Annotated in this window: 15 protein-coding genes; 12 read left to right on the forward strand and 3 right to left on the reverse strand. The window is 59.2% G+C overall.

Going from position 1 to position 14,367, the window contains the following annotated elements; all coding sequences use genetic code 11:
• Positions 1–70: 70 nt before the first annotated feature.
• The 5 genes from fadB to NA647_RS05830 all read left to right on the forward strand — a co-directional run bounded on the left by fadB (position 71) and on the right by NA647_RS05830 (position 7,267).
• Positions 71–2,218: a fatty acid oxidation complex subunit alpha FadB gene (fadB, locus tag NA647_RS05810; protein ID WP_256056834.1), complete on the forward strand. Its 2,148-nt coding sequence runs from the start codon at positions 71–73 to the stop codon at positions 2,216–2,218.
• A gap of 17 nt (positions 2,219–2,235) precedes the next feature.
• On the forward strand, positions 2,236–3,411 hold the full coding sequence (gene fadA, locus NA647_RS05815) for an acetyl-CoA C-acyltransferase FadA (protein WP_256050163.1): 1,176 nt from the start codon (positions 2,236–2,238) through the stop codon (positions 3,409–3,411).
• An 80-nt stretch (positions 3,412–3,491) separates the two neighbouring features.
• Positions 3,492–3,719, forward strand: a complete 228-nt coding sequence (locus NA647_RS05820) for a DUF1653 domain-containing protein (protein ID WP_131648339.1) — start codon at positions 3,492–3,494, stop codon at positions 3,717–3,719.
• 313 nt (positions 3,720–4,032) lie between these two features.
• The gene (gene topA, locus NA647_RS05825; RefSeq protein ID WP_256056835.1) at positions 4,033–6,642 is read left to right on the forward strand and encodes a type I DNA topoisomerase; all 2,610 of its coding nucleotides are present in this window, start codon (positions 4,033–4,035) and stop codon (positions 6,640–6,642) included.
• 106 nt (positions 6,643–6,748) lie between these two features.
• Positions 6,749–7,267: a DUF6586 family protein gene (locus NA647_RS05830; protein WP_256056836.1), complete on the forward strand. Its 519-nt coding sequence runs from the start codon at positions 6,749–6,751 to the stop codon at positions 7,265–7,267.
• A 33-nt stretch (positions 7,268–7,300) separates the two neighbouring features.
• On the opposite strand, the gene NA647_RS05835 is transcribed toward NA647_RS05830, so the two are convergent.
• Positions 7,301–8,140: a DMT family transporter gene (locus NA647_RS05835; RefSeq protein WP_256056837.1), complete on the reverse strand. Its 840-nt coding sequence runs from the start codon at positions 8,138–8,140 to the stop codon at positions 7,301–7,303.
• Positions 8,141–8,469: 329 nt separating this feature from the next.
• On the opposite strand from NA647_RS05835, the gene NA647_RS19685 reads away from it, so the two are divergent.
• Together NA647_RS19685 and NA647_RS05845 are read left to right on the forward strand one after the other, a co-directional pair.
• The gene (locus NA647_RS19685) at positions 8,470–8,688 is read left to right on the forward strand and encodes a transposase (RefSeq protein ID WP_423836461.1); all 219 of its coding nucleotides are present in this window, start codon (positions 8,470–8,472) and stop codon (positions 8,686–8,688) included.
• A gap of 184 nt (positions 8,689–8,872) precedes the next feature.
• A complete protein-coding gene (locus NA647_RS05845) occupies positions 8,873–9,112 on the forward strand; it encodes a hypothetical protein (protein ID WP_256056838.1) in 240 nt (79 codons plus the stop codon).
• Positions 9,113–9,174: 62 nt separating this feature from the next.
• On the opposite strand, the gene sulA is transcribed toward NA647_RS05845, so the two are convergent.
• Together sulA and lexA are read right to left on the reverse strand one after the other, a co-directional pair.
• The gene (sulA, locus tag NA647_RS05850; protein WP_256056839.1) at positions 9,175–9,657 is read right to left on the reverse strand and encodes an SOS-induced cell division inhibitor SulA; all 483 of its coding nucleotides are present in this window, start codon (positions 9,655–9,657) and stop codon (positions 9,175–9,177) included.
• A 189-nt stretch (positions 9,658–9,846) separates the two neighbouring features.
• Complete coding sequence (gene lexA, locus NA647_RS05855) at positions 9,847–10,455, reverse strand: transcriptional repressor LexA (protein ID WP_256056840.1); 609 nt, start codon at positions 10,453–10,455, stop codon at positions 9,847–9,849.
• 193 nt (positions 10,456–10,648) lie between these two features.
• Here lexA and NA647_RS05860 point away from each other — a divergent pair, with 193 nt between their 5' ends.
• From NA647_RS05860 to NA647_RS05880, 5 genes are all read left to right on the forward strand, one after another.
• Entirely contained in the window at positions 10,649–11,356 is a 708-nt protein-coding gene (locus tag NA647_RS05860) for a TetR/AcrR family transcriptional regulator (RefSeq protein WP_256050168.1), read from the forward strand.
• Positions 11,357–11,395: 39 nt separating this feature from the next.
• On the forward strand, positions 11,396–11,920 hold the full coding sequence (locus tag NA647_RS05865; protein WP_256056841.1) for a L,D-transpeptidase: 525 nt from the start codon (positions 11,396–11,398) through the stop codon (positions 11,918–11,920).
• Positions 11,921–11,936: 16 nt separating this feature from the next.
• Complete coding sequence (gene nagZ, locus NA647_RS05870) at positions 11,937–12,935, forward strand: beta-N-acetylhexosaminidase (RefSeq protein WP_256056842.1); 999 nt, start codon at positions 11,937–11,939, stop codon at positions 12,933–12,935.
• Positions 12,936–12,949: 14 nt separating this feature from the next.
• Positions 12,950–13,687 carry an S-methyl-5'-thioinosine phosphorylase gene (locus NA647_RS05875; RefSeq protein ID WP_256056843.1) on the forward strand — a complete coding sequence of 246 codons (738 nt, stop codon included), beginning with the start codon at positions 12,950–12,952 and terminating at the stop codon, positions 13,685–13,687.
• A gap of 174 nt (positions 13,688–13,861) precedes the next feature.
• Positions 13,862–14,359, forward strand: coding sequence for an LEA type 2 family protein (locus NA647_RS05880; protein WP_131648348.1), 498 nt, complete (start codon positions 13,862–13,864; stop codon positions 14,357–14,359).
• Positions 14,360–14,367 lie beyond the last annotated feature (8 nt).

A 14,367-nucleotide genomic window follows, 5' to 3' on the forward strand; every position in this document is an offset into this window, starting at 1 on the left:
TCGGTGACGGTCGTTCAGACCGGCGACGTGCGACACGTAACGTTTAGCTTCCATTCCTGGAGATCAGTTGATGATTTACGAAGGTAAAGCCATCACGGTTAAGGCTCTTGAGAGCGGCATCGTCGAATTGAATTTCGACCTCAAGGGTGAGTCCGTCAACAAGTTCAATCGCCTCACTCTCAACGACCTGCGTCAGGCCGTCGATGCCATCAAGGCACACGCGTCGGTCAAGGGCGTGATCGTTACCAGCGGCAAGGACGTGTTCATCGTCGGCGCGGACATCACCGAGTTCGTCGACAACTTCAAGCTCCCGGACGAAGAACTGGTCGCCGGCAACCTCGAAGCGAACAAGATTTTCAGCGATTTCGAAGACCTGGGCGTACCCACCGTCGCCGCCATCAACGGCATCGCCCTAGGCGGCGGTTTCGAGATGTGCATGGCGGCTGACTATCGCGTCATGTCCACCACGGCCAAGGTCGGCCTGCCGGAAGTCAAGTTGGGCATCTACCCAGGCTTTGGCGGCACCGTGCGCCTGCCGCGCCTGATCGGTGTCGACAACGCCGTCGAGTGGATCGCCTCGGGCAAGGAAAACCGTGCCGAAGATGCGCTGAAAGTGCATGCCGTCGATGCCGTGGTCGCGCCGGAGAAGCTGCAGGAAGCTGCGCTGGATCTGGTCAAGCGCGCCATTTCCGGTGAGCTGGACTACAAGGCCAAGCGTCAGCCAAAGCTGGAAAAGCTCAAGCTCAACGCCATCGAGCAGATGATGGCCTTCGAAACCTCCAAGGGCTTCGTCGCCGGCCAAGCTGGTCCGAATTACCCGGCGCCGGTCGAAGCGATCAAGACCATCCAGAAAGCCGCCAACTTTGGCCGTGACAAGGCCATCGAAGTCGAGGCCGCCGGCTTCGTCAAACTGGCCAAGACCTCGGTCGCACAGAGCCTGGTCGGCCTGTTCCTCAGCGATCAGGAACTTAAGAAGAAGGCCAAGAACTACGACAAGCAGGCCCGCGACGTGAAACTGGCCGCCGTTCTTGGTGCAGGCATCATGGGTGGCGGCATCGCCTATCAGTCGGCTGTCAAAGGCACGCCGATCCTGATGAAGGATATTCGCGAAGAAGGCATCCAAATGGGCCTGAACGAGGCCTCCAAGCTGCTCGGCAAGCGCGTCGAGAAGGGTCGTCTGACCCCGGCCAAGATGGCCGAAGCCCTCAATGCCATCCGCCCGACCACTTCCTATGGCGATTTCGGCAACGTCGATATTGTCGTCGAAGCCGTGGTCGAGAATCCGAAGATCAAGCAGTCGGTGCTGGCTGAAGTCGAAGGCTTGGTGCGTGAAGACGCGATCATCGCCTCCAACACCTCGACTATCTCCATCAGCCTGCTGGCTCAGGCGCTCAAGCGTCCGGAAAACTTCTGCGGCATGCACTTCTTCAACCCGGTGCACATGATGCCGCTGGTGGAAGTCATCCGTGGCGAGAAGACCAGCGAAACCGCGATTGCCACCACCGTCGCCTACGCCAAGAAAATGGGCAAGAGTCCGGTCGTGGTCAATGATTGCCCGGGCTTCCTGGTCAACCGCGTGCTGTTCCCGTACTTCGGCGGCTTCGCCCGTGCCATCGCTCACGGTGTCGACTTCGTGCGCGCCGACAAGGTGATGGAGAAATTCGGCTGGCCGATGGGCCCGGCCTACCTGATGGACGTCGTCGGCATGGACACCGGCCACCACGGTCGTGACGTCATGGCCGAAGGCTTCCCGGATCGCATGAAGGACGACAGCAAGACCGCCGTCGACGTCATGTACGAGGCCAACCGCTTGGGCCAGAAGAATGGCAAGGGCTTCTACGCCTACGAGATGGACAAGAAGGGCAAGCCGAAGAAGGTCGTCGATCCGCAATCCTACGAGCTGCTCAAGCCGATCGTCAGCGAGACCCGCGAGCTTTCCGACGAGGACATCATCCACTACATGATGATCCCGCTGTGTCTGGAAACCGTTCGCTGCCTGGAAGACAACATTGTCGAGACGGCTGCCGAAGCCGACATGGGCCTGATCTATGGCATCGGCTTCCCACCCTTCCGCGGTGGTGCACTGCGCTACATCGATTCGATCGGGGTAGCTGAGTTCGTGGCGCTGGCGGACAAGTACGCCGACCTGGGCCCGCTGTACCACCCGACTGCGAAGCTGCGTGAGATGGCTGCCAACGGCCAGCGCTTCTACGGTTAATTGAGGAATAGAGAAATATGAGCCTTAATCCGAGAGACGTCGTCATTGTCGACTTTGGCCGCACCCCAATGGGCCGGTCCAAGGGCGGCATGCACCGCAACACCCGCGCCGAGACCATGTCCGCGCAATTGATCGAAGGCGTGCTCGCGCGCAATCCGAAAATTGATCCGGCCGAAGTGGAAGATGTGATCTGGGGCTGCGTCAACCAGACTCTGGAGCAGGGCTGGAACATCGCGCGCATGGCGTCGCTGATGACCCGCATCCCGCACACCAGCGCCGCGCAAACTGTTAGCCGCCTGTGTGGCTCGTCCATGAGCGCGCTACACACTGCCGCTCAGGCGATCATGACCGGCAATGGCGATGTGTTCGTCGTCGGTGGTGTCGAGCACATGGGCCACGTGAGCATGATGCACGGCGTTGACCCGAACCCGCAGCTGTCGCTGTACGCCGCCAAGGCGTCCGGCATGATGGGCCTGACTGCTGAGATGCTGGGCAAGATGCATGGCATCACCCGTGAGCAGCAGGATGCCTTCGGTGAGCGTTCGCACCGTCTGGCGCACAAGGCGACCGTCGAAGGCCTGTTCAAGGATGAAATCATCCCGATGCAGGGCCATGACGAGAACGGCTTCCTCAAGGTCTTCGACTACGACGAAACCATTCGCCCGGAAACCACCCTGGAAAGCCTGGCCACCCTCCGGCCTGCGTTCAACCCCAAGGGCGGCACCGTGACGGCGGGGACTTCCTCGCAGATCACCGATGGCGCGTCCTGCATGATCGTGATGTCTGCGCAGCGCGCTCAGGATCTTGGCATCCAGCCGCTGGCCGTGATTCGCTCGATGGCGCTGGCTGGTGTCGATCCGGCGATCATGGGCTACGGCCCTGTACCGGCTACCCAGAAGGCGCTCAAGCGCGCCGGTCTGACCATGGACGACATTGACTATGTCGAACTCAACGAGGCCTTCGCTGCCCAGGCATTGCCCGTGTTGAAGGATCTGAAGCTGCTCGACAAGATGGACCAGAAGGTCAACCTGCATGGCGGCGCCATTGCACTGGGTCATCCGTTCGGTTGCTCCGGGGCGCGCATTTCCGGCACCCTGTTGAACGTGATGAAGCAGAACGGCGGTACCCTCGGCGTGTCCACGATGTGCATCGGCTTGGGTCAAGGTATCACCACGGTGTTCGAACGCGTCTAAGCTGTTCGGTGACACGGAAACCGGGGCCTCGTGCCCCGGTTTTCATTTGATGGATATGTGGTTTTTCAGAGGCAGTCCAGATGCAGGTCACACCAGGCCGTTATCGTCATTACAAAGGCCCCGAGTACCGGGTATATGCAGTTGCCAGGCATTCCGAAACCGAAGAGCCAGTCGTCTTCTACCAGGCGCTCTACGGGGATTTCGGTCTTTGGGTGCGTCCGTTGTCGATGTTTACCGAGACGGTGGAGGTCGACGGTGAAACGCTTCCCCGTTTTGCATTGGTCGAAGCCGAGCCCAGCCGTTTTTGAGTGCCTTCAGGTCACTCTGGCTTAACCCTTATGCTTGACCTCGGCTCTATCGCCACTATATATAGCGGTGCTTTCAAGCCGAGTGCTGGCGACTTCGCCGGGTTTCGGGCAGTACAAAACCCACCGGGCAGCCAGGCTGCCAATGGATTTTGCTCGTGGGTACGAAAGATTTCCGGAGCAAATGACTGCTCTTTGCAGTCCCGTAAAAGGGCTGCTTCGCTTCTTTCAGGCAGGCCAAGCGTCGTTTGTGGCGCTCGACTACTGTCGGTTCGATATTCTCAGTTCACCTCTCGATTCAGGAACTCTCGTCTCCATGGGTAAATCGCTGGTCATCGTGGAATCACCGGCCAAGGCCAAGACAATCAACAAGTATTTGGGCAACCAGTACGTGGTGAAGTCGAGTATCGGCCACATCCGCGACCTTCCTACCAGCGGTTCCGCGGCTCGCGAACCGGTAAAGCGCGGCAAGGCGGCGGCTGCAGAAGCCCCTGCGCTGTCACCGAAGGAAAAAGCCAAGCGTCAGCTATTCACCCGCATGGGGATCGATCCCGAGCATGGCTGGAAAGCCAAATACGAGATCCTTCCGGGTAAGGAGAAGGTGATCGAGGAGCTGCGCCGCCTGGCCAAGGAAGCCGACACCATCTATCTCGCGACCGACTTGGATAGAGAGGGGGAGGCCATTGCCTGGCACCTGCGCGAATCCATCGGTGGCGATGACAGCCGCTTCAAACGCGTGGTGTTCAACGAGATCACCAAGAAGGCCATCCAGGAAGCCTTCTCCAAGCCGGGCGAGCTGGATATCAATCGCGTCAATGCGCAGCAGGCACGACGCTTCCTCGACCGCGTAGTGGGCTACATGGTTTCGCCGCTTCTGTGGGCCAAGATCGCCCGTGGTCTGTCAGCCGGGCGCGTGCAGTCTGTCGCAGTGAAGCTAGTGGTCGAGCGCGAGCGAGAGATCCGCGCCTTCGTTCCGGAAGAATATTGGGAAGTCCACGCCGACCTGGCCACCGCCGACAAGGCCAAGGTTCGCTTCGAAGTGGCACGCGAAAATGGCGAAGCGTTCAAGCCGTTGAACGAAGCTCATGCCATGGCTGCGCTGGAGCAGTTGCGCGGGGCGAGCTACAACGTCAGCAAGCGCGAAGACAAGCCGACCAGCAGCAAGCCGTCCGCGCCTTTCATCACATCGACCTTACAGCAGGCAGCGAGCAATCGCCTCGGCTTCGGCGTGAAGAAAACCATGATGATGGCCCAGCGTCTGTACGAGGCCGGTTACATCACTTACATGCGTACCGATTCCACCAACCTGTCGGCGGATGCCATTGGCATGGTGCGCGGCTTCATCCAGGACGAGTTCGGCGATAAGTACCTGCCGGAAAAGCCCAACGTCTATTCCAGCAAGGAAGGCGCCCAGGAAGCGCACGAAGCGATTCGCCCGTCCGACGTCAACCTGCGCCCGGCCCAGCTGTCCGGAATGGAGCGCGATGCCGAGCGGCTCTACGATCTCATCTGGCGCCAGTTCGTTGCCTGCCAGATGCCGCCAGCGCAATACCTGTCCACCAGCGTTGCGGTAACAGCCGGCAACTTCGAACTACGTGCCAAGGGCCGCATCCTCAAGTTCGACGGTTATACCAAGGTCATGCCACAGCAGAGCAAGAGTGGCGAAGATGACGTACTGCCGGAAATGAACAAAGGCGATGCCATGGCGCTGCTCAAGCTCGACCCGAGCCAGCACTTCACCAAGCCGCCGGCGCGCTTCTCGGAAGCGAGCCTGGTCAAAGAGATGGAAAAGCGCGGCATCGGCCGTCCGTCCACTTATGCGGCGATCATCTCGACCATTCAGGATCGCGGCTACGTGTCGCTACATAACCGCCGCTTCTATTCCGAGAAGATGGGCGACATCGTCACCGAGCGCCTGTCTGAAAGCTTCAACAACCTGATGGACTACGGCTTCACTGCCGGCATGGAAGAGCACCTCGACGACGTCGCCCAGGGCGAGCGCGAATGGAAGCATGTGCTGGACGAATTCTATGGCGACTTCCGCAAGAAATTGGAGGTCGCCGAGGCCGGCGAAAATGGCATGCGCGCCAACCAGCCGACGCTGACCGACATTCCCTGCAAGGTCTGTGGCCGGCCGATGATGATCCGCACGGCTTCCACCGGCGTGTTCCTAGGCTGCTCTGGTTACAGCCTGCCGCCGAAAGAGCGCTGCAAGTCCACGGTCAATCTGATTCCGGGTGACGAGATCGCCGCCGACGACGAGGGCGAATCCGAATCTCTGGTATTGCTCGGCAAGCGCCGCTGCTCGATCTGCAGCACCGCCATGGATGCCTACCTGCTGGATGAGACGCACAAACTGCACATCTGCGGCAACAACCCCGACTGCACCGGCTATGAGATCGAAGAAGGTCAGTACCGCATCAAGGGCTACGAAGGGCCGAGCCTGGAGTGCGACAAGTGTGGCAGCGAAATGCAGCTCAAAACCGGTCGCTTCGGCAAATTCTTCGGCTGTACCAATGCGGAATGTAAAAACACTCGCAAACTGCTCAGAAGCGGTGAGGCAGCACCACCGAAGATGGATGCGGTGAAGATGCCCGAGCTCAAATGCGAGAAGGTTGACGATACTTATGTTCTGCGTGACGGCGCGTCCGGGCTATTCCTCGCGGCCAGCCAGTTTCCGAAGAACCGCGAAACCCGTGCACCGCTTGTGTTGGAGCTGATTCCACATAAGGATGAGATCGATCCGAAGTATCACTTTTTGATGAGTGCGCCGCAGAAGGATCCGGAAGGCCGCCCAGCCGTCATCCGCTTCAGCCGTAAAACCAAGGAGCAATACGTGCAGACCGAGGTGAACGGTAAGCCGACTGGCTGGAAGGCCTTCTACGATGGCGGTAAATGGAACGTAGAAGACAAAACCACCAAATAGGCTAAAGCTGAAAAGATGCTTGAGGCTAGGCAGCTGCATAGCCTCGATGGAGGCAGGTGGGGACGCCTGCAACTTTCTTGACGCTGACCTACGAGGGCGACCCGTCATGGCTCATGAGCTGTATACCCGAACCAATCAGAAAATCTACTTCGCCGGGCTCGCTCTCGAGAACTGGCGGCGGGCAGAAGAACATGGCGCGCTGAATGCTCCAGGGGTGATCCAGGCAGAGCGAGAGGCCAGTCTTTTTCATCTGTACGGCGCGCTGCTGGGCCTTTGCCATGAGATTGCCGGTTACTACCGTCTCCCTGGAGCGAGCGCGCCGCATGTTGAATCGCTGTTGGTGCGCCCGACGACCGATCCCTCTCCCAGTCCAGAACTTGCAGAGCTGAGCGAGCTGGCCGAGCACTCCGAAACCTGGCTTGCGCAATTGTTGCAGGCTCATGCCGCGCTATTCGAGCCGCCACGCGCACCGGCCAAGAGCAAGACCGACCCAACCGTGCCGCTGATCGAGGCGGTCAGCGTGAGCGAAGAAATCCCGGAATTGGCGCGTGCGGATGTGGAATCCTGGCGGGGCAATTTGAAGGATCTGGCCTTGCGCTTCCGCGAATCGCTCACCGAGTGGTGAACGGAAAGCCATATGCGGCTTTCCGGGGTTGCTTCATGTGTTGTGCTTGACCCGCAGGACCAGAGCGATGCCGCCCAGGATTGCAACGCCGGCACTCAAGAGTTGGACGGTTAGCGTTTCCCCGAGCAGCAAGCTGCCCGCAAGCGCAGTGATAAGCGGCACACTCAGCTGCACGCTGGCGCCCTGGATAGCCGTAAGGCTAGGTAGCGCGGCATACCAGATCGCGTAGCCGACACCGGATGTCAGCCCACCGGATAACAAGGCGTATATAACTCCTGCGCGGTCCCATTCGAGCCCACCCAAAGCCAGCAGACAAAGCACGGCCATGAGCGGCAGGCTGCGAATGAAATTCCCAGCGGTGGCGGCCAGTGGATCGGGCTCGCCTTTTCCAAGCAGCGAATAGGCTGCCCAGGCGACACCTGAAATTACCATCAGCAACGAAGCCGATAGAGGCGGCATGCTCGCGCCGGGTAGAAGTATCGTGACCAGTCCTCCTGCGGCCAGCGCCAGCCCGGTGAACTGCAGGCGGGATAGCCGCTCTCCTGTGATGAGACCCCAGACAATCATGCTCAGCTGCACGGCACCGAACAGCAGTAAAGCACCGGCGCCTGCATCGAGGTGCAAATAGGCATACGAGAAAGCCGCAGCATAGACAAAGAGCGCGAGGGCCCCGTACCAGCCGCCGGCTGCAGCCGAAGGGCCGTTACGCAGCCGTAGCAATAGCCATAGCACGAGGGCCCCGGCCAGCAGGCGTAGCGCGGTAAAGCTTGAAGGATCGATCTGGCTGTCACGCAATGCGGCGCGGCAAAGCAGCGAATTGCCAGCGAATGCGAGCATTGCCAATGCTGTCCAAAGTAAGGTTCTTGTGCTCATCCTGAGTCCTTGAAGCGGCTAGGGCTGTCCGTGTCTGGACTTCTGTAAGTTCCATCCTTGTATGTTGTCCCCATCGTCAATTGACGATAATCCAGAGCGTCACCGGGAGGCGGTTCCATCCTGGCGACACATTGAGTGATCTGGTGAACTTCGCATTAAGCGGTAAGAAGTACGGGGTCTGGAGCCGGTGACGATTGTTGCGCACAATTCAGCGGAGGTGAACCCGTGGAGACCTCTGTTGTGTGCTGCGCAAGGAGCTGAAGGCCCTCAGGACAGTCGCTACACTGCGCTAGACTTCCGGCGATACCAGCGTCAACAAACCCTGACGGCTGAGCAAAGCAGGCGATGTCTACCTGCGAAGTACGCTTTACTTGCCTGCCTTGTCTGCGGTGCGCCATGACCCCAACGCCAGGGCGTTCTACGAGGCGTTGCAGAAGCGTGGCAAGAAGAAAATCCAAGCCTTGTTCGGTGTCATGCGCAAGCAACTGACGGGACTCTGGGGCCTGTCTCAAGCTCGGGGTGCCCTTCAACTCATGCAGGCTATTTAGCGAGCAGCACATAGAAACGCTTGTTCGCCAGCAGAGCATCTATTGCGTCGTTGATCGACGGCGCACGTGCTTTAAGCCCACCGCTAACATGATGAGCATGGCAGGGGTTCTCACGTAGAAAAGCCAAGGGCAGCCGACTAGCCGGTCGGCTGCTACAATGCGCCGTTTCACGGGGAGCAGACTCATGCCAACATCGTTTCTGGAAATCGTCGAGCTACCCGACGGTACCATCGTATTGCGTCGTGCTGAGGACGAAGGTGTTTTGGTCACGCTGGATTTTTCCGACGATGCCAAGATGTTCCTGCAAGGTCAGCATGTCGAAATCGCCAAGGCGATGTTCAATGTCGGCGTGCAGATGGCGGGACGAGTATCGGAAGGGGAGTTCGAGCGGGAGGAAGAGGAGGGGCCGCGCGTACTTCATTGAAGGCTGCCTGGTTGCCATCGCGGCTGGGCGGGTTTCGGCACTTCCATATGCCGAGCAGGCGGTCAATTTCCCAAACGTATATTCAAGCTTCGCGCGCTGCCTTGGTCCGCTGCCGTGCGAAGTTTTAGCCGACCAGTTTTGTCGAGGCGTGGCAGCCAGGTGATGACCGTATGGCTGCAACCTGACATGAGCGCCTTGCATGCCAGGTCAAGTGCGCCCTGGGTTTCTCGGGCCTGCAACAACAAAATGCGGTCGCGGTTGAGTCCGGTATCTCGCAACCAGCTTTGGGAAAGCGATGCGGGTGGCGCAATCAGTGTCAGCCAGCGCGTATCGGGGGCCTCACTGAGATCGCGAAGAATGGAGGCCAGCAACAGGCGACAGTGGCCACTATCGCCGCTCAGGGTCATTTCGCTCAGGCTGTCATCGGCCTCTTTCGACGTGCTGCGGACGACTTCCTGGATTGGCATCAAACGATGTGCAATCAGGCCTTCGAACAAGGAAAGCTGTGGTGGTTTGCCTGTGGTGGGCTGCGGTTGGTACTGCATGAACCTCTCCTTGGCAGCTGTTGAGCTGCCTGCGTTGCCGATACGTCGTAAACAGCTTCAGGCGCCTTTCGAACAATCAGCTCGTAAGCGAGCCCGGTCAATCCCGGACTGTTTGCCAGCTACGCTCGCTGCTTGTGCTGTGTCTTGCTCGTAAATCGTTGCGCCTTGCTTACCTCGCCTGCATTCTTGTTAGCGGCGTATCACGCCAACACTTAAACCTTCGATCACCAGTTCCTGTTGCTCAAGATCGATTTCGATCGGAGCAAATTCGGGGTTTTCGGCCAGCAGCAAAACCTTGTCGCCCTCGCGCTTGAAACGCTTCACCGTGACCTCATCATCGATGCGGGCCACAACGACCTGACCGTTGCGCGCCTCGCGTGTGGTATGGACGGCCAGCAGGTCCCCGTCGAAGATGCCGATGTCTCGCATGCTCATGCCGTGCACGCGCAACAGGTAATCAGCTTTCGGATGAAAGAATGCCGGGTTGATTTGGCAGGATTCTTCTATATGTTGCTGAGCCAGGATGGGCGCACCGGCGGCGACGCGACCAATGATAGGCAAGCCGCTTTCCTCTGCTGCGGGTTCGAAGCCGGGAATACGTATCCCGCGCGACGCGCCGGGCGTCATCTCGATAGCGCCTTTTTTGTTCAGCGCTTTCAGATGCTCTTCGGCAGCATTGGGCGATTTGAAGCCCAGCTCTTGAGCGATCTCGGCTCGCGTAGGCGGATAGCCGTTGTCTTCCAGGCAGCGCTTGATGAACGAAAGAATTTCCGACTGGCGAGGGGTCAGCTTGATCATGAGCGTCTCTGTTCTTTTATACAGTGGCTGGGATTATATACAGTGCTTGATGCTTGGCAATTGTTGTTTGGCGGGAGCTGAGCGAGCGTGCCGCTAACTTTGGTTGAAAGCGAAAGCGTTCAGGCGTTTCGATGGTTGACTTGGGGTGGGCTGAAACGTAAGTTTCAAACAAGTGTTTGTCGGAGGAGGGGGCATGGCGCAGTCTGAAACAGTGGAGCGTATTCTTGACGCAGCGGAACAGTTATTCGCTGAGAAAGGCTTCGCCGAGACTTCGCTTCGTCTTATCACCAGTAAGGCCGGGGTGAATCTGGCTGCGGTGAACTACCACTTCGGTTCGAAGAAGGCCTTGATTCAGGCGGTCTTCTCGCGTTTTCTCGGCCCGTTCTGTGTGAGTCTCGAACGCGAGCTGGACAGGCGTGAGGCTCAATCGGACAGAAAGGAAAGCCTCGAAGAGCTGCTGGAGATTCTCGTCGAGCAGGCGCTGGCGGTGACGCCACGCAGCGGCGACGACCTGTCGATCTTCATGCGCCTGTTGGGCCTGTCCTTCAGCCAGAGCCAGGGCCACCTGCGGCGATATCTCGAGGACATGTATGGCAAGGTCTTCCGTCGTTACATGATGCGAGTGCATGAAGCTGCTCCTTCGATTCCGCCGATCGAACTATTCTGGCGCGTACATTTCATGCTCGGCGCAGCGGCGTTCAGCATGTCGGGTATCAAGGCCCTGAGGGCGATCGCCGAGAACGACTTCGGTGCCAGAACGTCCATCGAGCAAGTCATGCGGATGATGGTCCCGTTTCTAGCGGCCGGTATGCGAGCCGACTCCGGCGTGGACGATCCCGACCTGGCGCAGGCTCACGCCATTGCCCGTCGCAATGCATTGGCAATGCCGGCCAAGGGTTGAGCTACACGGTTTGGGAATGATCGGCTAAGCTTGCCGCCAATGTCTGATCTCGATTTACTCCATATCTCGATTGCCGACCAGCTGCTCTACGGATTTTCCGAAGGCAGGCTGTGCCTCCGGCTTCCTGTGTCGACCGCTCTTAACGGTGCGGGGGAACGCAACGGTTCCGGTTGTACGCCGCGTGGCCTTCACCGGGTGCGCGCGCGCATCGGCGAAGGATTGCCGACTGGCGCTGTCCTACGTGGCCGCCGTTGGACGGGCGAGGTCTGGAGTTCGGAACTGCATGATCGCTACGTGGGGCGCGATTGGATACTGACCCGTATTCTTTGGCTCAGCGGTTGCGAGCCTGGATACAACCGGATGGGCGCTGTCGATACCTTCCGTCGATACATCTATTTGCATGGCACACCTGATTCAGAGCCCATGGGTGTGCCGCTCTCTCATGGCTGCATCAGGCTACGCAATGCCGACTTGCTCGATCTCTTCCCGCGGGTGCCGGTTGGTTGTGCCGTACAGATAGGCGAAGCGGCATGCCCCGATTGGTCGAGCGCAACGCTGAATTAAGGATCTGCTCACTATCATGCAAGGTTCATTGATGCTGGACATCGCCGGCACTTGGCTGACCGCCGAGGATCGCCAGTTGCTGCGCCAGCCGGAAGTAGGCGGCTTGATTTTGTTCGCGCGCAATATCGAAAACCCGCGTCAGGTGGAGGGACTCTGCCGTGCGATTCGAGCTGTGCGGCCTGATATTTTGCTTGCGGTCGATCAGGAGGGCGGACGCGTCCAGCGGCTGCGGCGTGACTTTGTTCGCCTGCCGGCGATGCGCGAATTCGCGTCGCTCGCTGATGCACCGAAATTGGCGGAAATCTGTGGTTGGGTGATGGCTACCGAAGTGTTGGCGGTTGGGCTGGATTTTAGCTTCGCGCCAGTGCTCGACCTCGATCATCAGCGCAGCGCAGTGGTTGGTTCGCGCGCTTTCGAGGGCGATCCGCAGCGCGCTACCGAGCTTGCGGGCGCGTTCATCAAGGGTATGCACAGCGCTGGAATGGCAGCCACAGGCAAGCATTTTCCTGGCCATGGGTGGGCCGAGGCCGATTCGCACGTGGCGATCCCGGTCGATGAGCGAGGGCTGGAGGCGCTTCGCCAGCGTGACTTGATTCCGTTCCGGCGGCTAGCCGGCGAACTGGATGCGGTAATGCCCGCTCATGTGATCTATCCACAGGTAGACGACAAACCGGCTGGTTTCTCTCAGCGGTGGCTCCAGGACATCTTGCGCAAAGAGCTGGGCTTCCAGGGCGTGATTTTCAGCGATGATCTGTCGATGGCCGGTGCGCATGTCGCGGGTGATGCGGCGAGCCGCATCGAAGCTGCGCTTGCGGCGGGCTGCGACATGGGACTGGTGTGTAACGACAGGGGTGCCGCTGAACTGGCACTGTCGGCGCTGCAGCGTCTTGGCACGCAACCGTCGTCGATGCTGGCGAAGATGCGCAGCCGTGTTTCAGACTCGCTGGAATACAAGCAGGATCCGCGTTGGCGCGCATCGATTGCCACGCTCAAAGCAGCCGAATTGATCGTTTGACCAAGGAAACAAAGATGACTGTCCACGCCATTATCGGCGGCACCGGGCTCACCGAGCTGCCGGGGCTCAGCCTGCATGAAGCTGTACCCATGGAAACGCCCTACGGCCCGCCGTCAGCAGAAATTCTGCGTGGGGAATATGCTGGGCGAGAAATACTCTTTCTGGCGCGCCATGGTCATCCGCACCGCATCCCGCCGCATCAGGTGAACTATCGCGCCAACCTTTGGGCCCTCAAACGCGCCGGAGCGCAGGCAATCGTCGCGGTTAACGCCGTTGGCGGCATCCATTCGGCGATGGGGTCGGGCCACCTGTGTGTGCCGCATCAGCTCATTGATTACACCTATGGGCGTGAGCACACCTTCTTCGAGGGTGACGTCGAGCATGTTACCCATGTCGATTTCAGCTACCCCTACGACGAACCGCTGCGTCAGCGTCTGATTGCCGGTCTGGCTGCCGAGGGCTATCTGTTCAGCAGTCATGGCGTTTACGGCTGCACTCAAGGTCCAAGACTGGAGACAGTGGCCGAAATCGCCCGAATGGAGCGCGACGGGTGCGATATCGTCGGAATGACCGGCATGCCCGAAGCGGTGCTCGCTCGCGAGCTTGAGCTGCCATATGCCTGCCTCGCACTGGTGGTCAATCCGGCCGCCGGCAAAACCACCGGTGTGATCACAATGGCTGAAATCGAAGCAGCGCTGGCGGAAGGGATAGTCAAGACGCGGGCGGTGCTTGCGCGAGCACTTGCTGGTTGATTTATCGCAGACGCAGCAGCGTTCCTGGGGGAGGCCGAAAGGTGAGCAGAGCGCGACGGTTCCATGGCAGCGGCAGGAGTAGCAAAGACGTAGCAGGGACATGCTAATTTCGCCATACACCCATTGCAGCTGATCTGCCGCTTGCTACACTTGGCCGTCCTTTGGAGTACCTGAATGCTTTGCCACTCACTTATAAGAAGAATATCGAGAGCAGTGGTTTTGCTGGGTCTGCTGTCCGGCCTTGCGGGATGTTCGACCTGGTTCAGCGGCGATTTCAAAGATCCTCGGGTTCAGCTCACCGATGTCGAGATCATCAAGGCGAGACTCCTCGAGCAGCAGTTCATGCTGCGTTTCCGCATCGACAATCCCAATGAGCAGAGCCTGCCTGTACGTGGCCTGATCTATAGAGTTCATCTCAACGACATCGAGCTGGCGAGCGGCGAGTCCAGCGGTTGGACGACGGTGCCCGGTCATGGCTTCGACTATTACGAAGTGCCCATTCACACCAATCTCTGGCGTCACATGAAGTACATCGTGCGGTTGCTCGAGAAGCCGGACCGGCCGATTGCCTATCGTCTGGATGGTGAGCTGAAAACTGGCTTGATGCTCGGGCGGCGCGTGCACATCTCCACCAATGGCGAGATAATCCCCGGCAACTTTATCCCGGAGTAGCGACACCT

This window comes from Stutzerimonas stutzeri (genome assembly GCF_024448985.1).
GTDB lineage: Bacteria > Pseudomonadota > Gammaproteobacteria > Pseudomonadales > Pseudomonadaceae > Stutzerimonas > Stutzerimonas stutzeri_AP.